General features: G+C 71.4%; 23 protein-coding genes. 4 read left to right on the top strand and 19 right to left on the bottom strand.

All coding sequences use genetic code 11. The features are described from left to right. Nucleotides 1–47 precede the first annotated feature (47 nt). Together H284_RS0104150 and H284_RS0104145 are read right to left on the bottom strand one after the other, a co-directional pair. Entirely contained in the window at nt 48–590 is a 543-nt protein-coding gene (locus H284_RS0104150) for a cysteine hydrolase family protein (protein WP_020075262.1), read from the bottom strand. 29 nt (nt 591–619) lie between these two features. Beyond that, on the bottom strand, nt 620–1,297 hold the full coding sequence (locus tag H284_RS0104145; RefSeq protein WP_018190295.1) for an endonuclease/exonuclease/phosphatase family protein: 678 nt from the start codon (nt 1,295–1,297) through the stop codon (nt 620–622). A gap of 154 nt (nt 1,298–1,451) precedes the next feature. On the opposite strand from H284_RS0104145, the gene ligD reads away from it, so the two are divergent. After that, the gene (gene ligD / locus H284_RS0104140) at nt 1,452–2,471 is read left to right on the top strand and encodes a non-homologous end-joining DNA ligase (protein ID WP_029042810.1); all 1,020 of its coding nucleotides are present in this window, start codon (nt 1,452–1,454) and stop codon (nt 2,469–2,471) included. A gap of 4 nt (nt 2,472–2,475) precedes the next feature. Here ligD and H284_RS0104135 read toward each other — a convergent pair whose 3' ends face one another. Both H284_RS0104135 and H284_RS0104130 read right to left on the bottom strand, forming a co-directional pair. Continuing rightward, a complete protein-coding gene (locus tag H284_RS0104135; RefSeq protein WP_020075260.1) occupies nt 2,476–3,123 on the bottom strand; it encodes a UdgX family uracil-DNA binding protein in 648 nt (215 codons plus the stop codon). Nucleotides 3,124–3,187: 64 nt separating this feature from the next. Then, entirely contained in the window at nt 3,188–4,252 is a 1,065-nt protein-coding gene (locus H284_RS0104130; protein WP_020075259.1) for an ATP-dependent DNA ligase, read from the bottom strand. A 120-nt stretch (nt 4,253–4,372) separates the two neighbouring features. Here H284_RS0104130 and H284_RS0104125 point away from each other — a divergent pair, with 120 nt between their 5' ends. After that, complete coding sequence (locus H284_RS0104125; RefSeq protein ID WP_020075258.1) at nt 4,373–4,819, top strand: SIP domain-containing protein; 447 nt, start codon at nt 4,373–4,375, stop codon at nt 4,817–4,819. A gap of 75 nt (nt 4,820–4,894) precedes the next feature. On the opposite strand, the gene H284_RS0104120 is transcribed toward H284_RS0104125, so the two are convergent. The 7 genes from H284_RS0104120 to H284_RS0104090 all read right to left on the bottom strand — a co-directional run bounded on the left by H284_RS0104120 (nt 4,895) and on the right by H284_RS0104090 (nt 12,237). Then, nucleotides 4,895–5,740 carry an SDR family NAD(P)-dependent oxidoreductase gene (locus tag H284_RS0104120; RefSeq protein WP_020075257.1) on the bottom strand — a complete coding sequence of 282 codons (846 nt, stop codon included), beginning with the start codon at nt 5,738–5,740 and terminating at the stop codon, nt 4,895–4,897. Continuing rightward, nucleotides 5,737–6,117 carry a hypothetical protein gene (locus tag H284_RS0104115; protein WP_020075256.1) on the bottom strand — a complete coding sequence of 127 codons (381 nt, stop codon included), beginning with the start codon at nt 6,115–6,117 and terminating at the stop codon, nt 5,737–5,739. Before H284_RS0104115 ends, H284_RS0104120 begins: the two co-directional genes overlap by 4 nt. Next, on the bottom strand, nt 6,114–7,565 hold the full coding sequence (locus tag H284_RS0104110; RefSeq protein WP_020075255.1) for a dihydrolipoyl dehydrogenase family protein: 1,452 nt from the start codon (nt 7,563–7,565) through the stop codon (nt 6,114–6,116). Before H284_RS0104110 ends, H284_RS0104115 begins: the two co-directional genes overlap by 4 nt. A 99-nt stretch (nt 7,566–7,664) precedes the next feature. Further along, entirely contained in the window at nt 7,665–8,450 is a 786-nt protein-coding gene (locus tag H284_RS0104105; protein ID WP_020075254.1) for a crotonase/enoyl-CoA hydratase family protein, read from the bottom strand. 10 nt (nt 8,451–8,460) lie between these two features. After that, a complete protein-coding gene (locus H284_RS0104100) occupies nt 8,461–9,342 on the bottom strand; it encodes an arginase family protein (protein WP_020075253.1) in 882 nt (293 codons plus the stop codon). Then, nucleotides 9,339–10,088, bottom strand: a complete 750-nt coding sequence (locus H284_RS0104095; protein WP_020075252.1) for a PspA/IM30 family protein — start codon at nt 10,086–10,088, stop codon at nt 9,339–9,341. The genes H284_RS0104100 and H284_RS0104095 overlap by 4 nt, the downstream gene beginning before the upstream one ends. Nucleotides 10,089–10,143: 55 nt before the next feature. After that, complete coding sequence (locus H284_RS0104090; RefSeq protein ID WP_029042809.1) at nt 10,144–12,237, bottom strand: TPM domain-containing protein; 2,094 nt, start codon at nt 12,235–12,237, stop codon at nt 10,144–10,146. A gap of 124 nt (nt 12,238–12,361) precedes the next feature. On the opposite strand from H284_RS0104090, the gene H284_RS0104085 reads away from it, so the two are divergent. Further along, nucleotides 12,362–13,108 carry a gamma-glutamyl-gamma-aminobutyrate hydrolase family protein gene (locus H284_RS0104085; RefSeq protein WP_020075250.1) on the top strand — a complete coding sequence of 249 codons (747 nt, stop codon included), beginning with the start codon at nt 12,362–12,364 and terminating at the stop codon, nt 13,106–13,108. A gap of 7 nt (nt 13,109–13,115) precedes the next feature. Here H284_RS0104085 and H284_RS0104080 read toward each other — a convergent pair whose 3' ends face one another. The 7 genes from H284_RS0104080 to H284_RS0104050 form a co-directional block, all read right to left on the bottom strand. Then, nucleotides 13,116–13,748: a protein-L-isoaspartate(D-aspartate) O-methyltransferase gene (locus tag H284_RS0104080; protein WP_020075249.1), complete on the bottom strand. Its 633-nt coding sequence runs from the start codon at nt 13,746–13,748 to the stop codon at nt 13,116–13,118. Nucleotides 13,749–13,785: 37 nt separating this feature from the next. Next, nucleotides 13,786–14,790, bottom strand: coding sequence for an N-acetylglucosamine kinase (locus H284_RS0104075; RefSeq protein ID WP_020075248.1), 1,005 nt, complete (start codon nt 14,788–14,790; stop codon nt 13,786–13,788). Then, nucleotides 14,787–16,058 (bottom strand): 6-phospho-beta-glucosidase, encoded by a 1,272-nt coding sequence (locus H284_RS0104070; RefSeq protein WP_020075247.1) that lies wholly within the window; start codon nt 16,056–16,058, stop codon nt 14,787–14,789. The genes H284_RS0104075 and H284_RS0104070 overlap by 4 nt, the downstream gene beginning before the upstream one ends. A 4-nt stretch (nt 16,059–16,062) precedes the next feature. Beyond that, nucleotides 16,063–16,974: a carbohydrate ABC transporter permease gene (locus tag H284_RS0104065; protein ID WP_018190310.1), complete on the bottom strand. Its 912-nt coding sequence runs from the start codon at nt 16,972–16,974 to the stop codon at nt 16,063–16,065. Beyond that, nucleotides 16,971–17,954 carry a carbohydrate ABC transporter permease gene (locus H284_RS0104060; RefSeq protein ID WP_020075246.1) on the bottom strand — a complete coding sequence of 328 codons (984 nt, stop codon included), beginning with the start codon at nt 17,952–17,954 and terminating at the stop codon, nt 16,971–16,973. The genes H284_RS0104065 and H284_RS0104060 overlap by 4 nt, the downstream gene beginning before the upstream one ends. 10 nt (nt 17,955–17,964) lie before the next feature. Then, complete coding sequence (locus tag H284_RS0104055) at nt 17,965–19,296, bottom strand: ABC transporter substrate-binding protein (RefSeq protein ID WP_018190312.1); 1,332 nt, start codon at nt 19,294–19,296, stop codon at nt 17,965–17,967. Nucleotides 19,297–19,393: 97 nt separating this feature from the next. Beyond that, nucleotides 19,394–20,545 carry an ROK family transcriptional regulator gene (locus H284_RS0104050; RefSeq protein ID WP_020075245.1) on the bottom strand — a complete coding sequence of 384 codons (1,152 nt, stop codon included), beginning with the start codon at nt 20,543–20,545 and terminating at the stop codon, nt 19,394–19,396. A 158-nt stretch (nt 20,546–20,703) separates the two neighbouring features. Between H284_RS0104050 and H284_RS0104045 the strand changes: the two genes are divergently transcribed. Beyond that, nucleotides 20,704–21,261, top strand: a complete 558-nt coding sequence (locus H284_RS0104045) for a COG4315 family predicted lipoprotein (RefSeq protein ID WP_020075244.1) — start codon at nt 20,704–20,706, stop codon at nt 21,259–21,261. Between the two features lie 18 nt (nt 21,262–21,279). Here H284_RS0104045 and H284_RS0104040 read toward each other — a convergent pair whose 3' ends face one another. Then, nucleotides 21,280–22,275 (bottom strand): SDR family oxidoreductase, encoded by a 996-nt coding sequence (locus H284_RS0104040; RefSeq protein ID WP_020075243.1) that lies wholly within the window; start codon nt 22,273–22,275, stop codon nt 21,280–21,282. Nucleotides 22,276–22,418 lie beyond the last annotated feature (143 nt).

Genomic DNA, 22,418 nt, shown 5'->3' with positions numbered 1-22,418 from the left:
GCCCTCACCGTACGCCCGGGGCGGCGGGACGACGAGTCCCCGCCGGGTCAGAGGGGAACGGATGCCGCCTCGGCCACCCCGAACAGCTGGCCCGGGTAACGGAGGCCGTCGAAGTACCGGTTCGTGTGCGCCACGATCTGCTCACCGGTGAGCTCCACGCCGCCCCACCCGCTGTCGGTGGTCGTGTGGGCGTCGGAGACGAGCACCACGTCGTAGCCGCGTACGGCCGCGCTCTGCGCCGTGGTCCGCACGCAGTAGTCGCTCTGCGCTCCCGTCACGACGAGGCGGCCGACGTCGAGACGCTCCAGCACCTCGTCGAGGTCGGTGTCGGCGAAGGAGTCGCGATAGTGCTTCAGGATGCGGGGCTCGCCGTCGACAGGGACGAGCCCGTCGGCGAGCTGCCAGGGCTCGCTGCCCTCCTCCATGCCGTCCGCCTCGTGCTGCACCCAGACCACCGGGGTGGCGGCGGCGCGGGCGCGGTCGACGAGCTGCCGGACGCGGGAGAGCACGCCGTCAGCGTCGAAGCAGCCGGGCAGCACGCCCTTCTGGAGGTCGATGACGAGCAGGGCGGAGGGCACGGTGTCTGTCACGCCACCATCTTGCCAGGCGGTCGGCCTGGTCAGGCCGCGAGCTCGGCGTCCAGCCGGATGGGCCGGTGGTCCGAGGCGCCGGCGGGCAGCACATCCACCCGCTCGATCTCGAAGCCGGTCGACGTGACGAAGTCGAAGTAGCCGGAGAAGAACTTGTAGCGCAGGTAGGTCGGCTGTGTCGTGCGCTTCAGCGTGTAGCCGGAAGTCGTGAGGTGCCGCTCCAGGCCTCGGATGAACCAGGGGTAGTTGAAGTCGCCGACCATGACCGCGGGGGTGTCGGGGGCGAGCGAGCGCATCCCGTCATGGGCAGCGGCGATCTGCTTGCGCCGCAGCGAGTTCAGCGCGGTGAGGGGTGCGGCGTGGAACGACCCCACCAGGATCTCCTCACCGTTGTCGCGGTCGCGGAGGTGCACGGCCAGCAGGCGCTCGTTGGCCGGCGCCAGCACGCGGTCGTGCAGCGACTTCTGCACGGCGAACACCTGGCTGTGGAGGATCTCGTAGCGGTCGTCGCGCACGTAGACCGCGAGGCCCAGCCGGTTGGCCCGGGTGGTGTCGGCGAGCACCAGGTGGTGCAGGCGTTCGGGAAGGGCGTCGCTGTCGCATTCCTGCAGGCACAGGACGTCGACGTCGTACGCCTCCGCGATGCCCGTCAGCTCCCCGCTCGCGGCGTGCTTGCGGAGGTTGTAGCTCACGATCCTCAGGGTCATGCACCTCTTCTCGAAGGACCTCGTACGCGGGCGGCACGGATGCGCGCCCGCTCTGCCATTCTGTCCCACTTGTGAGACCGCTCAAGCGACCACGTGTGATCCCACAAGGAATTCACATCACGGACACCGGCGGTTCGGGCGGTACGGTGGTCGCATGGCAGGCGGCGCTGTAGTCCTCACGGTCCCGGGTCCCGATGGCGACAGGGAGGTGCGGATCTCGAGCCCCGAGCGGGTGATCTTCCCCGAGGCCGGCATCACCAAGCTCGATCTCGCGAACTATCTCGTGGAGGTCGGCGACGCGTTCGTCCGCGCGAACGGCGACCGGCCGGTGTCGCTGCAGCGGTTCCCGGAGGGGATCGACGGGGAGCAGTTCTTCTCCAAGAACCCGCCGCGCGGGGTGCCGGACTACGTGCGCTCCGTCACGGTGACGTACCCGAGCGCCCGCTCGCATCCACAACTCGTGATCGACGAACCGGCCGCCGCCGTGTGGGCCGCGCAGATGAACACGGTGGTGTTCCACCCCTGGCCGTCGCGCGCCGAGGACTCGGACAACCCCGACCAGCTGCGCATCGACCTCGACCCGCAGCCGGGTACCGGCTTCGCCGACGCCGTGCCCGCCGCCATCGAGCTGCGGAAGGTGCTGCAGGAGGCCGGGCTCACGGCGTTCATCAAGACCTCCGGCAATCGGGGACTGCACGTCTTCGCGCCGATCGTGGCGCAGCGCGAATTCCTCGACGTCCGGCACGCCGTGATCGCGGCCGCGCGCGAGCTCGAACGACGGATGCCGGACCGCGTGACCACGGCGTGGTGGAAGGAGGAGCGCGGGGAGCGCATCTTCGTCGACTTCAACCAGGCCAACCGCGACCGCACGATGGCCGGCGCCTACAGCCCGCGGGCGCTCCCGCACGCCTCCGTGTCGGCCCCGATCACGTGGGAGGAGCTGGAACACGTCGACCCGCGCGACTTCACGGTGCTCACCATGCCCGAGCGACTGCGCACGGTCGGTGACCCGTGGGAGCACTTCGGTGCGGACCCCGGCACGATCGACGTGCTGCTCGGCTGGTGGGAGCGCGACCTGTCGAACGGCCTCGGCGAGCTGCCGTTCCCTCCGGACTACCCCAAGATGCCGGGGGAGCCGCCGCGCGTGCAGCCGAGCCGCGCGAAGAAGGCGTAGCGGGTCAGTCCGCCGCGAGACCGGCGGCCGCCTTCGCCGCCGTCTCCAGGTCGGCGACGAACGCGTCGAACGCGGCATCCCATCCCGGATCGTCGCGCAGCCGCAGCAGGGCGGACGGGTGCGTCGTGACGAGCACCGGCCGGCCCTCTGCGGACTCCTGGACGCGTCCCCGCTCCTCCTGGATGCGCGCCGGGCGCCCGAGGACGCTCCGCGCGGCCGTCGCGCCCAGGCAGACGACGAGCAGGGGGCGGACCGTCGCGAACTCCGCCTCCAGCCACGGGTGGCAGGCGACGATGTTACCGACGGCCGGCTTCTCGTGGATGCGCCGCCTGCCCTGGCGGTGGAAGCGGAAGTGCTTCACCGCGTTGGTGACGTACACGTCGCCGCGGTCGATCCCCGCCGCCTCCAGCGCCTGGTCGAGCAGGCGCCCGGCCGGCCCGACGAACGGCTCGCCCTCGATGTCCTCCCGGTCGCCGGGCTGCTCGCCGACGAGGGCGAGCGCGGCCCCCGCGCGACCCGAAGAGAAGACGACCTGCGTCGCATCCCGGTACAGCTCGCAGCCGCGGCAGTCCGGTGCGGCGGCCCGCAGGCTCCGCAGGTCGCGTTTCTCGGGGAGGAACTCGTCGGCTCCAGGTCGCTCGACATCCGCCATGCGAATCACGGAACCACCGGGGAGCGTGTCTCGCAACGCCCACTCGGCGCTGTCGTGTGGCGGATCAGGTCAGCACGTCGCCCAGGTCGTACGCGATCGGCCGGTCCAGCTGCTCGAAGGTGCACGACCGCGCCTCGCGGTCCGGCCGCCAGCGCTCGAACTGCGCCGTGTGCCGGAAGCGCATCCCCTCCATCTGGTCGTACCGCACCTCGAGAACGCGCTCGGGCCGCAGCCGCACGAACGACACGTCCTTGCTGCCCGAGAAGCGGCTCCGGTCGGTCTCGCCGGTGACGGCCGCTCCGCTCTCGTCGCGCTCCACCAGCGGCTCCAGCTCGTCGATCAGCGACAGCCGCTTCGCGTCGGTGAACGCCGAGACGCCGCCCACGTTCCGCAGCTGGCCGTCATCGTCGAACAGCCCGACGAGCAGGGAGCCGACACCGCGGCCGCTGGTGTGGATGCGGTACCCGAGCGCCACGACATCGGCTGTCCGGTGGTGCTTGATCTTGAGCATCGTGCGCTTGTTCGGCGCGTACGGCCCGGCCAGCGGCTTCGCGACGACGCCATCCAGCCCGGCGCCCTCGAACTCGACGAGCCAGCGGCGCGCGAGGTCGACATCCGTCGTGGTGCGCGTCAGCTGGATCGGAGCGGGCAGGTCGCCGGCGAACTCCTCCAGAGCCGCCCGCCGGTCGGCGAACGGCCGGTCGACGTACGAGTCGTCGCCGATGGCGAGCAGGTCGAAAGCGACGAAGGTGGCCGGCGTCTGCTCCGACAGCAGCTTCACGCGGCTCGCGGCCGGATGGATGCGCTGCGACAGCGCCTCCCAGTCGAGCCGCTGCTTCCCGGGCTCGCCGGTCGGCACCACGATCTCGCCGTCGAGCACACAGGGGCCGGGCAGGATGCTGCGGAACGCCTCCACGAGTTCGGGGAAGTACCGCGTGAGCATCTTCGAGCCGCGGCTGCCGATCTCCACCGACTCCACCGCGCCGTCGCCCTCGGCGTAGACGATGGCCCGGAAGCCGTCCCACTTCGGCTCGTAGCTGAGGCCGCCCGTTACGCTGTCGGGCTCCGGGACGGCGGGGACCGCCTTCGCGAGCATCGGGGCGATGGGGGAGGAGGCGGACGGCTGCATGCTCCGATCATGCCGCGAACGACCGACCTCGGGAAGGGATGCGGTCACCCGCGTCGCACGCTGAGGATGCGCTCACAGCCGTTGGTGCTTAGGTAAGGCTCGCCTATACTCGATCGCGAGATGTACCGTCCCGATCACGCCACCCACACCGCCTCGACCGCGCACCACGACGACCGCGTGCAGTTCCTGGTCGTCGGGGATGAGACCTCGCTCACCGAGCTGGAGGCCGAACTCGCGCTCCTCCCGCTGTGTGCGCGCGGCCGCGTGTTCGTCGAGGTCGGGGAGCCCTCGGAGGTCGTGCCGCTGGCGACGCCGATGCGCATGACCGTCACCTGGCTGATCCGCTCGCACCGCAGCGGTCGGCCCGGCACCGGCGAGCTGTGCGCCCGCGGCGAGGCCGGCGCCCGCGCCGTGCGCGCCTGGTGCGACGAGATGCTGTGCGACGGGCCGGGCGAAACGCGTGCGATCGTCACCGGCGGCTTCGCGCTCGCAACCGAGGTGCGCGACCACCTCATCCACTCGGTCGGCATGTCCGCCGACGCCGTCGCGGCGCCGTCCTTCCACTGACGTTCCGCCGTCCGTGGGTCGCAACACGCCGTTATGGCGCGGCCATAACGGCGTGTTGCGACCCACGGAAGTGGATCAGGCGGGGACGTCCAGCCCCACCAGCGCCTCGCTCGCGGCCCAGAGGTCGCGCCCGAGCTGCGCGTTGCGCGCCTGCGGGTTGACGCGGCCGTTCACCGTCAGGCGGTCGAAGTACGTGCCGCTCGGCGCACCGACCCGCGCCGGTCCGGCGAGGAACAGCAGGGGAGCGGCACCCGCCGCGACCGAGATGCCGAAGCTGCTCCGCGTCACCAGGTGGCCGAAGCGGATCAGCGGCGACGAGTTGCCGAAATTGGTGGCGATGGTTCCGGGATGGAACGAGTAGGCGCTCACGCCGGTCCCGGTCAGGCGCTCGGCCAGCTCGGCGGCGAACAGGATGGTCGCCAGCTTCGCCGTGCCGTACGCGCGCCAACCGCCCTGCCAGGGGCGCCGCTCCCAGTCCAGGTCGTCGATGCGCAGGTTGCCGAACCGGTTGGCGAGGCTGGCGGTGGAGACCACCCGCACATCCCGTCCGGACGCCGCGGTCTCGACCAGTCGCGGCCGCAGCAGTGCGGTGAGCAGGAAGGGCGCGAGGTGGTTCGCCTGGATGGTCCGCTCGTGCCCATCCACCGTCAGCTCGCGGTCGTGGTAGAGCCCGCCGGCGTTGTTGGCGAGCACGTCGATCGTCTCGTACCTGTCGAGCAGGGCCGCCGCGAGGGCGCGCACGTCGTCGAGGCGCTCGAAGTCGGCGAGGAACGGAGTCGCTCCGATGCGTTCCGCGACTGCGCGGGTGCGCTCCGGGTTGCGGCCGACGACCGCGACCTCGTCGCCGCCCGCCTTCAGCTGCTCGGCAGCCACTGCTCCGATGCCGGAGCTCGCGCCCGTGATCACGATGGTGCGTGTCATCGGTACCCGCCTTTCTCGAGGCCCGCCTCGATCTCGAATCGGTTGCGGAGGGGATCGCGGCCGGCGACGAAGTAGAGCAGCGGGAACAGCATCCCGTACCGCTGCCACTGCCGCTTGTGGATCGCCTCGTGCTCGAGCACGTCGTCGCTCACGTTGTGGTCGGTGAGGTAGACGCCGCCCACGCACGACCCGCCGCGTCCGAAGGTCGCCTTCGGCATGCCGCGGAACACCGTGAGCCCGGCGCGACGCTCGATGCGCCCGGTGCTCCAGAGGAATCCCCAGGTGAGGCCGACCGCGGTCGCATACAGGTATCCGGCGCGGCTCAACGGCGAATCGAGCAGGATGCGGCCGAGCGGCGTGCGGTCGAAACCGCTCACTTCTCGGGTCTTCCGTAGGTCTCGAGCAGCCGCAGCCACACCTCGCTGACCGTCGGGTACGACGGGACGGCGTGCCACAGGCGGTCCAGCGGCACCTCGCCCACGACGGCGACGGTGGCCGAGTGGAGGAGCTCGCCGACGTCCTGACCGACGAAGGTCACCCCGAGCACGACCTTGCGGTCCTCGTCGACGACCATGCGGGCCTTGCCCTCGTACCCGTCGGCGACGACGTGCGCACCGGACACGCTCCCGATGTCGTAGTCGACGACCCGGATGCGGTAGCCCGCCTTCTCGGCGCGCGCGGCGGTCAGCCCGACGGAGGCGACCTCCGGGTCGGTGAAGGTGACCTGAGGGACGGCCTCGTGGTCGGCCGTCGCGACGAAGGCGCCCCACGGCTCCAGCGCGACGTCGCGTCCCTTGGCGCGAGCGGCGATGGCGTCGCCGGCGGCGCGGGCCTGGTACTTGCCCTGGTGGGTGAGCAGCGCGCGGTGGTTGACGTCGCCGACGCCGTACAGCCAGCCGCCGTCGACGGGCCGGCCGTCGGCGCCGAGCACGCGCATGCTGTCGTCGACGTCGAGCCACGCGCCGTCCTCCAGACCGAACGCGTCGAGTCCGATGCCGAACGTGCGGGGGAGGCGCCCGGTGGCCACGAGGAACTCGTCGGTCTCGAGCACCGTGCCGTCGTCGAGGCGGAGGCGGAAGCCCTCGTCGTCCGTGCGCTCCACCTGCTCGACGCCGGAGTCGAGGTGCAGGGTGGCGCCGAGCTTCGTGAGCGACTCGGCGACCATCTCACCGGCGAACGGCTCGTCGCCGCCCAGCAGGCCGCTGCGCGCGATCAGGTGCACCTCGGTGCCGAAGCCGGCGTAGGCCGTGGCCATCTCGGTGGCGACGACACCGCCGCCCAGGATCGCGAGGGAGACCGGCACGCGCTGGGCGCTCGTCGCCTCACGGCTCGACCACGGCTCGCTCTCGCGGAGTCCGGGGATGTCGGGCATGAGCGCCGCGGATCCGGTGGACACCGCGACCGCGTGCTTCGCGCGGAGCACCGTGACCGTGCCGTCCTCCGCCGTCACGGTGACTTCGCGCGGCGCGGTGATGACGCCCCACCCGCGCACCAGGTCGATCCCGGCGCCGTTCAGCCACTCGACCTGGCCGTCGTCGTTCCAGTTGCTCGTCATGTCGTCGCGGCGCTTCAGCACCGCGGCCACGTCGAGCGGACCGGTGACCGCTTCGCGCGTTCCTCCGACCTTCTGGGCGGCGCGCAGCAGCGCCCCGCTCCGCAGCAGCGTCTTGGAGGGCATGCACGCCCAGTAGGAGCATTCGCCTCCGACGAGCTCGGACTCCACGATCACCGTCCGCATGCCGCCCTGAGCGGCCCGGTCGGCGACGTTCTCGCCCACGGCTCCCGCACCCATCACGATGACGTCGTAGTCCTTGATCTCGCTCATGTCTTCTCCCTGCCGCCGTTCCGGCCGCTGTCGATGGTGTGTCGGATGTGGTGCGTCGTGTCGTCCGTGGGGTTCGTCGCGCGCCCGCGGATCGGATGGCTAGCGGCCGACGAAGCGCGCCTCCGTGCGGGTCAGGAACGCCTCCATGCCGATCCGGGCGTCCTCGCTGCCGACGAGCCGGACGAGGGCGGGCTGCAACTCGGCCTCCGCCGCGGCATCCCCGTCGCGCACGGCTCGCTTCGCGTTGGCCAGCGCGGCCTGCACCGCCAGGGGCGCCTGTGCGGCGATCCGCTCGGCCAGCTCCAGGGCGCGGTCGAACTGCTCGCCGTCCTCGACGACCTCCTGCACGAGACCGATGCGGTGCGCCTCGGCGGCGTCGAACAGGTCACCGGTGAGGATGTAGCGCATCGCGTTGCCCCATCCCACCGCCCGGGGGAAGCGGAGGGTGGCGCCGCCGAACGGCAGGATGCCGCGGGTGACCTCGATCTGACCGAACCGCGTCCCGCGTGCCGCCACCGCGATGTCGGAGGCGAGGATGAGCTCGATCCCGAGGGTGAGGCAGGTGCCCTGCACGGCGATGACGACCGGCTTGGTCAGCTGCTGACCGGAGACCTGCCACGGGTCGATGCCGTCCTCGCCGACGAAGGAGAGCCCGTCCTGTCCGATGCGCGGCCCGAGGTCGGCCAGGTCCAGCCCGGCCGTGAAGTGCTCGCCCACGGCGTGCACGAGACCGACCCGCAGCTCGGGATCGCGCTCCAGCTCTCCGTAGGCCAGCGCCAGCTGGCTCAGCAGCTCGAAGTCGGCCGCGTTCCGCTTCTCCGGCCGGTTCAGGCCGATCAGCAGCACGTGCCCGCGCCGCTCGGTCAGGATCTTGGGCTCGCTCATGGCTCCCAAGCTACCGCGCTCCGTCGGAGCCGGCCGCGGCCTGGGACGCGGTCGGGCCGGTCAGCGCACCGAGGATGCGGAGGATGACCGGGAGGTCGTGAGCTGCGGCGTCCGGGTTCTCCGGCGCGAACTCCATGAGGCCCGCTCCCGCGAGCTCGAACCGCCGGCGGAGTGCGCGGATCGCCTCGGTGAGCCGCTCCGGGAGCACGCCGAACGGCTCCGGGTAGCCGATCCCGTCGATGGTGGACGGGTCGAGCACGTCGAGGTCGATGTGGAGGTACACCGACGTCGCGCCGGTGGCCGCCACCGCGTTCACGATCGCCTCCGGGTCGTCCAGCTCGCCGGGTGCGACGACGCGGATGCCGGCCTGGTCCACGAAGGCCGACTCGCCGTCGTCGAGCGCCCGGACTCCCGCGAGGATCAGCTGAGCGGGAGCGAGGACCTCCGGTCCAGTCGAGGCGAGCCCGTCCGGTCCGTCGCCGAGCAGAGCGCGCAGCACCATCCCGTGGAAGGCGCCGGACGGCGAGGAGTCGACATCGTTGAGGTCGCCGTGGGCGTCGAACCACACGACCGCCACGGACCCGGCGGGATGCGCAGCGAGCGCGTGCTGGATGGGCGCGAGCTCCGCACCGCAGTCGCCGCCGACCGTGACGACCGGGGCCTCGAGCAGCGCGAGCTCGGCCAGCGTCGCCTCGCGGACGGCCGCGAGGGATGAGAACCGGTTGACACCGCTGCCGAGCGACTCGCCCGCGGCGGCGGGCACCGGCACCTGGTGGGTGCGGGTGCCCGGCAGATCGCCGCGGATGGCGTCGGCGCCGTCGATCAGGCGCATGGCCCGCGACGAGCCCGACCCCTGCCACTGCGGGACGACGAGGAAGGACGCGCCGCTCACCCCTGGGCGCCCGAGGTCACGGCCCCCTGCGACCCTCCGCCGGACTTGAGCGCGGCGAGCCGTGCCTCGACCTCGGTCATCTCGCCGAGGTCGTCGAGCTGCTCGAACTGCGAGTCGAGGCTGGATGCGGCGAGCTCCTGCGCGCCCCGCACCTTGGCCTCCTCCCGGCGGATCTTCTCTTCGAAGCGGGAGACCTCGCTGGTCGGGTCCATGATGTCGACGCTCTTCACGGCATCCATCACCTGCGCCTGCGCCTGCGCGCTCTTGGCGCGGGCGATCAGCTCGGAGCGCTTGCTCTTCAGCTGCTCCAGCTTCTCCTTCATGGCGTTGAGCCCGGTCTTGAGCTTCTCGACCACCTCGGTCTGCGCGGCGATCTGCGGCTCGGCGGCCTTCGCCTCGTTCTCCGACGAGATCTGCCGCTGCAGCGCGACCTTGGCGAGGTTGTCGAACTTGTCGGCGTTCGCGCTGTCGCCCGAGGAGCGGTACTGGTCGGCCTGACGGCTGGCGGCGAGCGCCTTGTCGCCCCACTCGGCCGCGGCCTCCACGTCTTCGCGGTGGTCGTCTTCGAGCAGCCGCAGGTTGCCGATCGTCTCGGCGATGGCGCTCTCGGCGTCGGCGATGCTGTTGGTGAAGTCGCGGACCATCTGGTCCAGCATCTTCTCCGGGTCCTCCGCCTGATCGAGGAGGGCGTTGATGTTCGCTCGCAACAGTTGCGAGATCCGTCCGAAGATGGATTGCTTCGCCATGTGCTCTTCCTTTCGCTCCCGCCCCCGTTGGGCGCTTGTGAGATGTGTGCGGCAGTCAGAACCGTCCGCCGCCACGCCGGCTGCGGGTGCCCCCGCCGCCGAAGCTTCCTGCGCTGAAGCCGCCGCCGCCGCTCCGGGTGCGGCTGCCGCCGCCTCCGCCGAAACCACCGCCGCCCCAGCCTCCGCCGCCGCCCCAGTTCCCTCCGCCGCCGCCCATCCCGCCGCGCAGGACCGAGTCGATGAGGATGCCGCCGAGGATGGCGCCCATCGTGCCGCTTCCGCCGCCGCGCCCGGAGGTGCCGCCGCCGAAGATGTCGCCGAGGCCGCCGCCTGCTCCGCCCATCCCGCCGAGGTCCGGCTGGAATCCGCCCACGTCCTGCTGGGCGAGCTGTGTCGCCTGGTCGGCGAGCTCCGCCGCGCGCTGGGCCTGGGCCAGGGCGGACACGGCGTCGGTCGCCGCGGTCTGCTCGGCCTGGACCACGAGCCGGGCGGCCTCCGCCAGCCGGGTGCGCGCCTCGGCGCCGACGGCTCCGCGCCGGGCGGTGATGAAGTCCTCGCACGCCGACACGCGCGCTTTCGCGGTCATCAGGGTCTGCTGGAGTGCCGACTGGGCGCGCTGCGCCTGGGCGCGGGCGTCGCGGACGCCCTGCAGCACCCCGTCGATGGATCGGTTGGCGGCGTCGAGCCGCTGGGCCAGTTCGAGAGGGTTGACGCGTCCGGCGGAGAGGGCCGCCTGCACGTCGGTCACGGTCTGCTCCGTGCCGGCGACCGCCGCGGCGATGGCGCCGCCGGGGTCGCTGGAGGCGGCGAGCGCGCGCGCCTCCGCCAGGTCGCTCCGCAGCTCGGCGAGGGTGCCGTCGAGCGACTGCTGCGCGGCGGCCAGATCGGAGCCGAGCCGGTCGACCGCGTCGAGCAGCAGGCCCGCCTGGTCCGCCGACTCCTCGGCAGCGCGAACGCCCACGGCCGCGGCGCCCGCATCGCCGGCCGCCGCCTTCTGCGCGGCGCCCGCCAGCGCGGTGTCGGTGAAGTCGAGGCGCTGCGTCGCCTGGTCGATGTTGTCGTGAACGGTGCCGAGGGAGGCGTCGGTGTACCGCTGCGCCAGTCCGTCGAGCGTGCCGCGCGTCGCCGTGAGACGCTGCCGGAGGGCCGCGGCCTGGGTGGCGATCTCGGCACTCGCCTCGGGGATGCGCTTCTCGATCGCCCGCAGTTCGTCGAAGGCGTCGGCCTGCGCATCCAGTGCCTGATTGGCGGTGGCGCAGAGCTGGACGATCCGGATGTTCCACTCGCGGCGCTGCTCGTCGGTGTCGGGCTCCGCGTCGTCGAGCCGCTGCTTGAGCGTGAACGCCTCGCGCAGCTGCCCCTTCGCCGTGTCGAGGGCGGACTGGAACGGCACCACCGCATCCGCCCCGTACTGTGCGGTGGCGAAGCCGAGCTCCTCCTCGCTCGTACGGATGGCGTCGTCGGTCTGCACCAGCGCGGACCCGGCTCGCCGTTCGAGGTCGGGGAGGGAGATGGTCTGCAACTCGCTCTGCGGCGTGGTCGGCCCCGCGGCGGCCTTCTTCTTGCGGGAACCGCGTGAGCGGACCAGTAGGAATACGACGAGGCCGACGATCAGCACGCCGATGAGGAACACCCAGAAGAACACGGCGCCGCCACCACCTCCGCCGACGGCGTCGCCGAGCCCGTTCGCCGCGGCGACGGCCGCCCCGGCCCAGTCGCCGTCGTGCAGCTTCGGTTCGATGTCGTTGCGCTCGATGGAGTCGAGCTGGTCGGCGCTCACCGGGCCGTTGTCGTCGCCCGACAGGTAGTAGGTGCGGCCCTCCGTGGAGACCGCGAGCAGGTAGTCGCGCTGCCCGAGTCCGTTGCGCGCGGCCGTCTCGTTGGCCCAGTCGGCGGCCTCGGTCGGATCGGTGAACCGGTCGACGTAGACGACGTAGAGGTCGATGCGGTGATCGTCGTAGAGCTTCTTCGCGGCCGCCGTGATCGTCGACTCGTCCGATCCGCTCAGCACCTGCGCCTGATCGACGACGTGGCTGGGACCGAGATCGACCGGGTCCTGTGCGGAGGCCGGCGAGGCCGTGAGCAGCGTCGGCCCCGCTACGAGTCCGAGCGCCAGCAGGGCTCCGGTCAGCAGACGTCGCAAGCGCATCCACCCACTCTCTCGGGTCCGGCTGATACGCAGCCGAGTCTATTGGTGCTCTCCGACAGTGTCACTGTTTCGGCCTGTTACGGCCACCCGTGCGCTCGGCGGACCCTGCTGGTGGGATGGGATCATGTCCGAGCAGCCGACTCTCGCCGTCGTCGAGGCCACGCGCTTCCGCGGCCATGATCCGGCCTATCACGACTACGTCCAGCTGCTCGTCGGCAACGTGATCGCCGAGGCTGAGGCGCAAGGCTGGAGGGTCGACCGGCTCGCGGCGGACCGCGGCGCCGACGCACTGCTCGCCGAGACCGAGCCGGCCGACGCCGTCGTCATCGTCGGCGGCGAGGACATCCATCCCGACTTCTACGGCGGCCGGACGGGCTACCCCAACGAGTCACGGCACCTGCCGGCGGCGGACGCCGCGCAGATCGCGCTGGTGTACGCCGCCCTGGTGCGCGGAACGCCGCTGCTCGGCATCTGCCGCGGGCTCCAGATCGTGAACGTCGCGCTGGGCGGCACGCTGGTCCAAGACCTCGGCGAGGAGTGCGCGCACGTCAACCGCGGCGTCCCCATCCCGCAGGTGCTCACCACGCACACCGTGCAGGTCGAGGCGGGCAGCCGCGCGTCCGATCTCCTCGGAGCGGGTTCGCTCGAGGTGCGCAGCGCCCACCATCAGGCGGTGGATGCGCTCGGCGCCGACCTCGTCGTCACCGCCCGGTCGCACGACGGCCACGTCGAGGCCATCGAGCACGCCGACGCCCCGCTCCTCGCGGTGCAGTGGCACCCCGAGGACATCGCCGCCCCGGCCGGGCAGCTGGCCGCGCTGCTCCGAGCGCTGAGGGTCGCCGTCCCGGCCCGCGAGGTCGTCGCGGCCTGAGCGGTACTCAGTCCCGGGACGGCCGCACCGGCCACCCCTGCTCGCCCAGCAGCGGCACGAACGCCACACCGCCGAGGTTCGTCTCGTGCAGCGACCCGTCGTCGCCGCGCGTGAACGCGGCCAGGTGCTGCGCGCCTCCGGGACGACCGACCGGCATGACCACGCGTCCGCCCGGCGCGAGCTGCGCCCGCCAGGCGCCGGGAACGGCTGGACCTGTCGCCGCCGCAACGATCACGTCGAACGGAGCGCCGGACGGCCAGCCCAGCGTGCCGTCGCCGGTGACCACCTCCACCCGGTAGCCGAGTGCGTCCAGCGTCGCCGCGGCCCCCACCGCCAGCCCAGGATGCCGCTCGATGCTGACCACACGATGCGCGAGGAGCGAGGCGACGGCTGCCGCGTATCCCGAGCCGGTGCCCACATCGAGCACGACGTCCTCCGGGCCGATCCGCGCCGCCTGCAGCATCAGCGCGACGATGTACGGCTGCGAGATGGTCTGGCCGTCGCCGATGGGCATCGGATGGTCCTCGTACGCGTACGGCTCGGCCGACGGCTCCACGAACAGGTGCCGGGGCACACGTCGCATCGCATCGAGGACGCGCTGGTCCTCGATCCCGCGCGGGACGAGCTGCTGCTCGACCATCCGCGCCCGCTCCAAGTCGTGATCGTGGTCCGTGCGGCTATTGAACCACCGCGGCGGGTCGCTCCTCCAGAGTGCGTCGGGCAGCGTCCAGCGCGGCCGGGTCTGCTCCGGCCGACTCCAGTGCCAGGAGGGCGGCGCCGAGGATGGGCGCGGCGGTGACGAGCTCCATCCGCGCTGCCGGCGCCCGCTCGGCGAGCAGCCGCTCGATGGTGCCGAGCAGCCGCTCGTCGCGCCCGCCGATCACGCCGCCGCCGAGGACGACGGGGACCGGCCGGTCGAGCAGGTCGAGTCGGCGCAACGTCGTCACCGCGAAGGTGGCGATCTCTTCCGCCTGCTCGTCGATCAGCGCCGCCGCTATGGCGTCCCCGGCGCGCGCGCTCGCGAACACGGTCGGTGCGAGCAGCGCGAGGTCGCGGTTCGGGAGGCGGCCGAAGTGCAGCGCTTCGATGACCGCCTGGACGCTGTCCAGCCCGAACGCCGCGGGGCCCGCCCGGGCGAGCTCCGTCGCCGGACCGCGGCCGTCGACGGCGCGTGCCGCATGCCAGAGCGCGCGCTCGCCGAGGTGCCAGCCGCCGCCCCAGTCGCCTGAGATGGTCCCGAGCGACGGGTAGCGGACGACGGCGCCGTCGGCGCGGACGCCGACGCAGTTGATGCCCGTGCCGCAGACCACGGCGACCGCGTCCGGCTCGTCGGTTCCCGCCCGGAGCAGGGCGAACAGGTCGTTGTCGACCGTCGCCGCCGCCCACGGCGTCCCCGCGATGCTCGCCCGGAAGTCGTCGATCTCGGTGGGCAGGTCGAGCCCCGAGAGGTACAGGTTGGCGGCGGCGATCGGAAGCGGGCCGGTCTGCTCCAGCAGGCGGCCGATCAGTGCCGAGACGAGATCGGCCGAGCCGCGCATCCCGATCAGGTGAGGGCTGGAGGTGGTGCCCCTGGCCTCGGCGACGACCGTGCCGTCGAGCTCCAGCGCCACCGCGTCCGTCTTCGATCCGCCGCCGTCGACGGCGATCACGAGCGGCGCGATGGGCGCGTTGTCGTCGGTCACTTGGCCCACTCCAGGTGGTCGCGGTTGTGAGCGATCAGCAGGTCGGTCAGTCGCTCGGCCCGATCGTACTGACCGACGAGGGGATGCGCGAGCATGGCCCGCAGCACGCGGTCGCGTCCACCGTGCACCGCGGCGTCGAGCGCGAGCCGCTCGTAGCCTGCGACGTGGGAGATCAGCCCGGCGTGATCGGCGGGCAGAGGGTCGATCGGGAGGGCGGTGACGCCCCGCGCATCCACCGTCGCCGACACTTCGATCACGTGGTCGTCGGGGAGGAACGGCAGCGCTCCGTCGTTGCGCAGGTTCACGACCTGCACGTCGCCGCGGTCGCCGGTGAGCGAGGCGATCAGGTCGACCGCCGCCTCCGAGTAGAACGCGCCGCCGCGCTGCGAGAGCTGCTCGGGCTTGGTGTCGACCGCCGGGTCGCCGTACAGCTCCAGCAGCTCGCGCTCGACGCGCTGCACGGCCTCGGCGCGAGTGGGGGAGTCGAGCTGCTCGCGGAGGACCTCGTCGTGGGCGTAGTAGTAGCGCAGGTAGTAGCTGGGCACGTCGCCGAGCAGCCGGATCAGGGACGCGGGGAGCTCGACCTCCTCGGCGAGCTGCTCCAGCCGGGTACCGAGCAGCTCGGGGAGGGCGTCGCGCGTGCCGGAGTCGTCGGTGACGAGGGCGGAGCGCTCCCACGTCAGGTGGTTCAGACCGACGTGGCCGAGCTGCACCTGTGCCGGGGCGACGCCGAGCATCCCGGCGAACCGCCGCTGGAAGCCGATGGCGACGTTGCAGAGCCCGACCGCGCGGTGGCCCTCCTGCAGCAGCGCGCGCGTCACGATGCCGACGGGGTTGGTGAAGTCGACGATCCAGGCGCCCGGCTTTGCGTGCGTGCGGACCGCGTCGGCCACGCGCAGCACGACCGGCACCGTCCGCAGCGCCTTGGCGAAGCCGCCGGGGCCGGTCGTCTCCTGACCGATGCAGCCGCACTCGTGCGGCCAGGTCTCGTCGCCGTGGCGCGCCGCCTGACCGCCGACCCGCAGCTGGATGAGGACGACGTCCGCGTCCGAGACGCCCGCGACCAGGTCCGAGGTGGGCACGACGCGACCCGGGTGGCCGGCCGCGCGGAACATCCGCTGGCTCATCCCGCCGACCAGGCGCAGGCGCTCCGGATCGGGGTCGACCAGCCAGAGCTCCTCGATCGGGAGCAGGTCGCGCAGCCGCGCGAACCCGTCGATGAGCTCGGGGGTGTAGGTGGAGCCGCCTCCGACGACCGTCAGTTTCACGTGTTTATCCCTTCACGCCGGTGAGTGTGATGCCCTCCACGAAGACGCGTTGGGCGAAGAAGAAGATGAGGACGACTGGGACGGTGACGAGCATCGTCATGGCCATGGTGAGCCCCCAGTCGGTGCCGTGGACGCCGCGGAACGACGCCAGACCGTAGGCGACCGGCCACGCGGCCGGGTTCTCGGAGGTGTACAGGAGCGGCCCGTAGTAGTCGTTCCAGGAGGCGAAGAACAGGAAGATCGCGGTGGCAGCGATTCCCGGCTTCGCCATCGGGAGCACCACCCGCCAGAGCACCCCGAACTCGCCGTTGCCGTCGATCCGCGCCGCGTCGGCGTATTCGCTCGGGATGGTGAGGAAGAACTGCCGGAGCAGGAAGATCGAGAACGCATCGCCGAGCAGGTTCGGCAGGATGAGCGGCCACAGCGTCCCGGTGAGTCCCAGTTGCGACCACATCACGTAGATCGGGATGGCCGTCACCTGGGGCGGCAGCAGCATGGCGATGATGATCACGGTGAACAGCACGCCGGAGCCGCGGAACCGGATCTTGGCGAGCGCGTACGCGGCCGGAACGCTCGAGAGCAGCATGAAGGCCGTCGCCAGCACCGCGTACATCGCGGAGTTGGCGAACCACTGCGCGAGCGGCACCGTCGTGAACACCTTGACGTAGTTGTCCCAGTGGAACGGCTGCGGCCAGAGCGATGCGGTCAGGGTCTGCTCGCTCGACATCAGCGAGGTGAGGAACACGAAGATCACCGGCGCGATGAACAGCACCGCGAGCACGACGAGCACCGCGTGCTCGGCGATCCAGCTCAGGATGCGCCGGGCGCGGGCGGACCGCGGGGTCGGGATGCGCCGGGGCGGCAGGGCGGGACGGTCCGTCGTCGCCGTGCCGGGGGTGAGGGTTGCCGAGGTCATTGCGCGCCTTCCGGGGTGAACGCCTTGAAGCGGCGGAGCAGCAGGACGAGGATGACCGCGGCCACCACGAACAGCAGCACCGCGAGGGCGGAGGCGTAGCCGAGCTGGTAGGTGCCGAAGCCGCGGACGTACAGCCACTGCGTGTACGTGAGGAGCGAGCCGTCCGGGTAGCCGAGGTTGGAGCTGATGCCCTGCCCTACCACGGCCTTGCCCGACGCCACCGAGGAGGCCACGGCCGCCTCGGTGAAGTACTGGATGGCCGCGATGACGCCGGTCACGACGGCGAAGAGGAGCACGGGGGCGATCGACGGCATGGTCACGTAGCGCACCTTCTGGACGCCGTTGGCGCCGTCGAGCGACGCCGCCTCGTACTGCTCGCGGGGCACATCCAGCAGGGCGGCGAGGAAGATGATCATCACGTCGCCCATGACCCAGATGCCGAGAAGCACGAGGGAGGGCTTCGACCAGGCCGGGTCGTTGAACCACAGTGGTCCCTGGATGCCGAAGAAGCCGAGGATGTGGTTCACCGGTCCGGTGCCGGGGTTGAACAGGAAGACGAACGCGACGACGCTCGCGACCGGCGGCACCAGGGCGGGCACGTAGAACACGGTTCGCCAGAAGCCGGAGGCGCGGCGCGCCCGGGCGAGGAGTCCGGCGACGATGAGCGCGAACGCCGTCTTCACCGGCACCCAGATCACGACGAACCACAGCGTGTTGAGGGTCGCGAGCCAGACGTTCGGATCCTGCGTGAACAGGTACTGGTAGTTGCGCAGGCCGATCCACTGCGGCGGCGACACGAGGTCGAACCGCGTGAACGAGTAGTAGACGGAGGCGATCAGCGGGTAGACGAAGAAGATCAGCAGCCCGAGGAGGGCCGGCGCGAGCAGCGCCAGCGTCACCAGGGAGCGCTTGCGGCGGGCCGGGGAGCGGCGCGTGGGGCGGGCGGTGGCCCGCCCCACGCGTTCTGCGGTCGCGGTCATGGCGTCCGGCTCACGGTCCGGTGCTCAGCGCGAGCGCGTCGTTGATCTGCTTGTCGACCGACTTCAGTCCGGCGTCGAGGTCGCCGCCCTGGCTCTGGTACTTGTTCCACCAGTCCTGGAGCGACTGCTGGTAGCCGGGGCCGAGCGGGCTCGGCGGCGTGGTCTGGACGTTCTTGTTCGATGCGATGTCGAGGAACGTCTTGAACTGTTCCGAGACCTCCAGCTTCGGCGAGGCGAGAGCATCCTTCGTCGTCGGCACGTTCTTGAGGCCGTTGGCGAGCTTCACGACGGCGTCCGTGTCGGTGGTCAGGTAGCGCAACAGCGCCCAGGCGAGCTCGGGCTGCTTCGACCCCTTGGAGATGCCGATGATGTTGCCGGTGATGTAGCCGCCGCCGTACAGCTGCGTCTGGTCATCGGCGGTCGGGAAGGGCGCGGTGCCGTAGTGGAGGTCCTTCGCCTGGTCGTCGATGAACGCCGTGCGGTACTCGCCGTCGAGGTTCATCGCGACCTGGCCGGTCTGGAACGCGTTGTCGGCCGAGAACTCCTGACCGAGCCCGGAGGTGAAGGCGTTGAGCTTGTCCCAGCCGATGGTGTCGACGAACTTCTTCTGCCAGGTCATCAGCTCCTTCCAGCCCTCGCTGGAGCCCACCGCACTGGTGCCGTCGGACTTCAGCCACTTCGCGTCGGCGGCGGGACCGACGTGGGCGGCCGAGTTCTCGTACCAGCCCATGGTCGGGTTGAAGCCGAGGGTCTTGATGGAGCCGTCCGGGTTGAAGGTCGTCAGCTTCTCGGCCATCGACTCCAGCTCGCTGAGCGTCTTCGGCGGTGCGGTGTAGCCGGCCGCCTTCAGCAGGTCGGTGTTGTAGTAGAGGCCGTAGACGTCGGCGAGCATCGGCATCGCGCAGCGGGTGCCCTTGAACTCGGTGTACGACTTCACGGTGTCGGAGAACTGGCTCATGTCGACGCCGTCGCGCTCGATCACCTTGTTGAGGCTGCGGAAGGCGCCGTTCGAGCAGAAGTTCCCGACGATGTCGGTGGAGTACGAGAGGCCGACGTCGACCTTGCTGCCGGTGGCGATGGCCTTCTGGAGCTTCTCGTCGTCCTGGCCGGAGTGGACGTCGACCTTGATCTTCGGGTACTTCTTCTCGAAGTCGTCGACGACGGACTGGATGACCTTCGCCTCGCGGTCGGAGAAGAAGTGCCAGAACGACACGGTGCCGCTGAGGTCCTTCGGGGTGCTGGCGGCGAAGTCGGTGCCGCCTCCGCCGCCGGAGCAGCCGGAGAGGGCGAGCGCGGCGGCGGCGGTGACCGCTGCCGCGGCGATGAGATGGCGGTGTTTCACGGGTGGCTCCCTCACTGTCGGTGGGTGCAGGTGTGGTGGTGCGGGATGTGGGTGGATGGGGTGGTGCGGGTGGATGCGGTGGTGCGGTCGCGGGTCGCTACGGTGCGATCCGCGACACTTCGGCGAAGAGCGCGTCGCGCACCTCGCCGATGAGGTGCTCCCTGGCTCCGCGGAGCACCGGGTGGGCGTCGACGCCGGTCGCGACGACGTTGCGTTCGCCCCAGGCGGGGCGGAGTTCGGAGGTGACGAGCTCGGCGAGCCGGTCGCCGCCCGCCGAGCCGGTGGGGCCGCCCAGCACGACCAGCTCCGGGTCGAGGAGGGCGAGGACGGGGACGACGCCGACGGCGACCCGGCGCGCCAGCTCGCCGAGGAACGCCTCGCGTGCGTCCGGGTCGCCGGCGAAGGCGCCGTCGCTGGAGACCCCGTGGCGGGCCGCGAGCCGGGCGACCGCCGGGCCTCCGATGAGGTCCTGCAGGTCGCCTGCCTCGGGGTCGAGCTCGGCGGCGGAGCGGGGGATGGGCAGGTAGCCGATCTCGCCGGCGCCCCCGGACGCTCCGCGGTGGACGCTGCCGCCCTGGTCGACCGACAGGCCGAGGCCGTCGCCCATCCAGAGCAGCGCGAAGCCGCCCGTGTCGCGCCCGGCGCCGTCCGTGCGCTCGGCGAGCGCGGCCAGGTTCACGTCGTTGTCGATGCGCACCTCGATGCCGAGGGCGTCGCGCAGCCGCCGGCCGATGCCCTGCTTGGGCCAGCCGGGGAGCGTCTCGATGTAGGTCAACTCGTCGGTGCGCGGGTCGAGCGCGCCCTGCACGCCGATGCAGACGGAGCGCACCTGCTGCGGATCGGCGCCGGCCACTGCGCAGGCCGCCTCGATGGCCGCGCGCACATCCTCTTCAGGGGAACGCCCGGCGAGGGGCGTGACGGCGATGGGCTGCTCCGAGCCGGAGGCGTCGACGACGGTCGAGTGCAGGGCCTCGGCGTCGATGTCGATGGCAACGGCGAGCATCCGGTCGGTCCGCACCGCGTAGCTGGCGGCGTTCGGTCCGCGGCCGCCGGAGACCTCCCCGACGACGTGGATGAGGCCCGCCGTCTCGAGCCGCGCGACCATCTGCGCGGCGGTCGGCTTGGAGAGCCCGGAGAGCTCGCCGATGCGGTTGCGGGTGAGGACGCCGTGCTGCAGCAGCAACGACAGGGCGGTGCGATCGTTGGTCTCGCGCAGCCACCCGGGGGTGCCCCGAACCGGTCCGGTCATCCTCATCCCTTCGTTGGAACGATGCTCTCGCGGAAATGTATCAGGAAAGTTTCTTTATAGTAAAGCTCCTGTTTCCAGATGAGCGCCTGATGGTCCTCTCAGGAAGTGAACCATCCGCCCTTCGGCAGCGTGCCATGGGTGGAAGGGAGCATCCGCTCATGAGAAACATCACCTCACCCACGCGCTTCGCGGCACTGGCGGCCGGAGCCGCCGCCATCCTCCTGGCGCTCGCCGCCTGCTCGACCACGGGAGGCGGGGGATACTCGGCGCCCGCCTCGTCCAGTCCGTCGACGTCCACGTCGTCCGGCGCCTCTGCGTCCGGCGCGACCGCCCTCAAGACCGGCTCGACCACGCTCGGCACCGTGGTCGTCGACGGGAAAGGCCTCACCGCCTACGTCTTCGACAAGGACACCGCCGGTTCCGGGATGAGCGTCTGCTCCGGGCAGTGCGCCACCCAGTGGCCGGCCATCGAGGCCGGGAGCGACCACCCGACCGTGCAGGGGGTCACCGGCACCGTCGGAACGATCACCGGCGTCGACGGCAAGAAGCAGGTCACCCTCGATGGGCACCCGCTGTACACCTACGCCGGCGACTCCTCGGCCGGCGACGTCACCGGCCAGGGCTTCGGCGGCATCTGGTGGGTCGTCGCACCGGACGGCACGAAGATCACCTCCTCGTCGTCCACGCCGACCTCCGGCAGCGGCTACACCAAGTGACGCAGCGCGCCCGCGTGCTCAGCCGAGCGCGCGGGCGTGCTCCACGAGGCGGTCGAACGCCGCATCCAGGTCGGGATCGACACGCTGCCGCTCCTGGTCGGCGAGGTACCACTCCACGATCTCCCCGGCGCCGCGGGCGAACGGCACCCGCGCACGGAACCCGGGAACCATCGCCTGGATCTTGCTGTTGTCGAAGTGCATCGAGTGCGCCTTGTCGCCGAGGAGGCCGGGGCCGACCTCGGGGATGACGGCAGCGATCGACTCGCTCGACACGTGCACGAGTTCGGCCTCGACGCCGAGCGCCTCCGCCAGGTAGCAGTAGATCTGATCCCACGTCGGGGCCTCGTCGCCGGTGATGTGGAAGGCGTCTCCGACGGCCTCCGGGCGGCCGAGCAGTCCGACGAACCCCACCGCGAAGTCGGTGTTGTGCGTGATCGTCCACCGGCTCGTCCCGTCGCCGTGCACGACGACGGGGGCGCCGCGGCGCATCCGTTCGAGGTCGGTCCAGTGACCGGACGTCGGGATCATCGTGCGGTCGTAGGTGTGCGACGGCCGCACGATCGTGACGGGGAAGCCGCGGTCGCGGTACGCCTCCATCAGCGCATCCTCACAGGCGATCTTGTCGCGCGAATACTGCCAGAACGGGTTGCGCAGCGCGGTGGACTCGGTCACCGGCACGCGCGACGGCGGCTTCTGGTAGGCGGAGGCGGAACTGATGAAGACGTACTGCCCGACCCGGCCCTCGAACAGGTCGAAGTCGGTCGTGATGTGCTCGGGCGTGAAGGCGAGGAACTCGGCGGCGACATCGAAGCTGCGCTCGCCCAGCGCGCGGTGCACGCTCTCCGGGTCGCGGATGTCGGCATGCAGCACCTCGACGCCATCGGGGAGGGGGCGGGTCGAGCTGTTCCCGCGGTTCACCACCGTGACCTCGTGGCCCTGCTCGAGGGCCTCCGCCACGCACGCCGAGCTGATGACGCCCGTCCCGCCGATGAAGAGTGTCCGTGTCGCTGCCATTCCCGCTCCTTTACGCGTCCTGCGTCGCCGATCGGCGGACGTCGCCCGAATGGCCAGGCTAGTCCGCTGGCCCCGCGCTTGCGAGGGCGGGTCGACCCTCCGGCGGTGCGCGCGTACACTCCTTCGCGAATTCGACCCCGAGG

Source organism: Cryocola sp. 340MFSha3.1 (assembly GCF_000383315.1).
Classification (GTDB): domain Bacteria; phylum Actinomycetota; class Actinomycetes; order Actinomycetales; family Microbacteriaceae; genus Leifsonia.
This window is presented reverse-complemented; position numbering and strand designations above follow the sequence as displayed.

What these genes read in the sequence shown, in the direction of transcription:
- H284_RS0104065 (WP_018190310.1), bottom strand. Translation starts at nt 16,974, where the DNA reads ATGACCTCGGCAACCCTCACCCCCGGCACGGCGACGACGGACCGTCCC.
- H284_RS0104045 (WP_020075244.1), top strand. Translation starts at nt 20,704, where the DNA reads ATGAGAAACATCACCTCACCCACGCGCTTCGCGGCACTGGCGGCCGGA.
- H284_RS0104125 (WP_020075258.1), top strand. Translation starts at nt 4,373, where the DNA reads ATGTACCGTCCCGATCACGCCACCCACACCGCCTCGACCGCGCACCAC.
- H284_RS0104080 (WP_020075249.1), bottom strand. Translation starts at nt 13,748, where the DNA reads ATGGTCGAGCAGCAGCTCGTCCCGCGCGGGATCGAGGACCAGCGCGTC.
- H284_RS0104050 (WP_020075245.1), bottom strand. Translation starts at nt 20,545, where the DNA reads ATGACCGGACCGGTTCGGGGCACCCCCGGGTGGCTGCGCGAGACCAAC.
- H284_RS0104110 (WP_020075255.1), bottom strand. Translation starts at nt 7,565, where the DNA reads ATGAGCGAGATCAAGGACTACGACGTCATCGTGATGGGTGCGGGAGCC.
- H284_RS0104090 (WP_029042809.1), bottom strand. Translation starts at nt 12,237, where the DNA reads ATGCGCTTGCGACGTCTGCTGACCGGAGCCCTGCTGGCGCTCGGACTC.
- H284_RS0104120 (WP_020075257.1), bottom strand. Translation starts at nt 5,740, where the DNA reads ATGACACGCACCATCGTGATCACGGGCGCGAGCTCCGGCATCGGAGCA.
- H284_RS0104060 (WP_020075246.1), bottom strand. Translation starts at nt 17,954, where the DNA reads ATGACCGCGACCGCAGAACGCGTGGGGCGGGCCACCGCCCGCCCCACG.
- ligD (WP_029042810.1), top strand. Translation starts at nt 1,452, where the DNA reads ATGGCAGGCGGCGCTGTAGTCCTCACGGTCCCGGGTCCCGATGGCGAC.
- H284_RS0104085 (WP_020075250.1), top strand. Translation starts at nt 12,362, where the DNA reads ATGTCCGAGCAGCCGACTCTCGCCGTCGTCGAGGCCACGCGCTTCCGC.
- H284_RS0104095 (WP_020075252.1), bottom strand. Translation starts at nt 10,088, where the DNA reads ATGGCGAAGCAATCCATCTTCGGACGGATCTCGCAACTGTTGCGAGCG.
- H284_RS0104130 (WP_020075259.1), bottom strand. Translation starts at nt 4,252, where the DNA reads ATGCAGCCGTCCGCCTCCTCCCCCATCGCCCCGATGCTCGCGAAGGCG.
- H284_RS0104105 (WP_020075254.1), bottom strand. Translation starts at nt 8,450, where the DNA reads ATGAGCGAGCCCAAGATCCTGACCGAGCGGCGCGGGCACGTGCTGCTG.
- H284_RS0104135 (WP_020075260.1), bottom strand. Translation starts at nt 3,123, where the DNA reads ATGGCGGATGTCGAGCGACCTGGAGCCGACGAGTTCCTCCCCGAGAAA.
- H284_RS0104145 (WP_018190295.1), bottom strand. Translation starts at nt 1,297, where the DNA reads ATGACCCTGAGGATCGTGAGCTACAACCTCCGCAAGCACGCCGCGAGC.
- H284_RS0104040 (WP_020075243.1), bottom strand. Translation starts at nt 22,275, where the DNA reads ATGGCAGCGACACGGACACTCTTCATCGGCGGGACGGGCGTCATCAGC.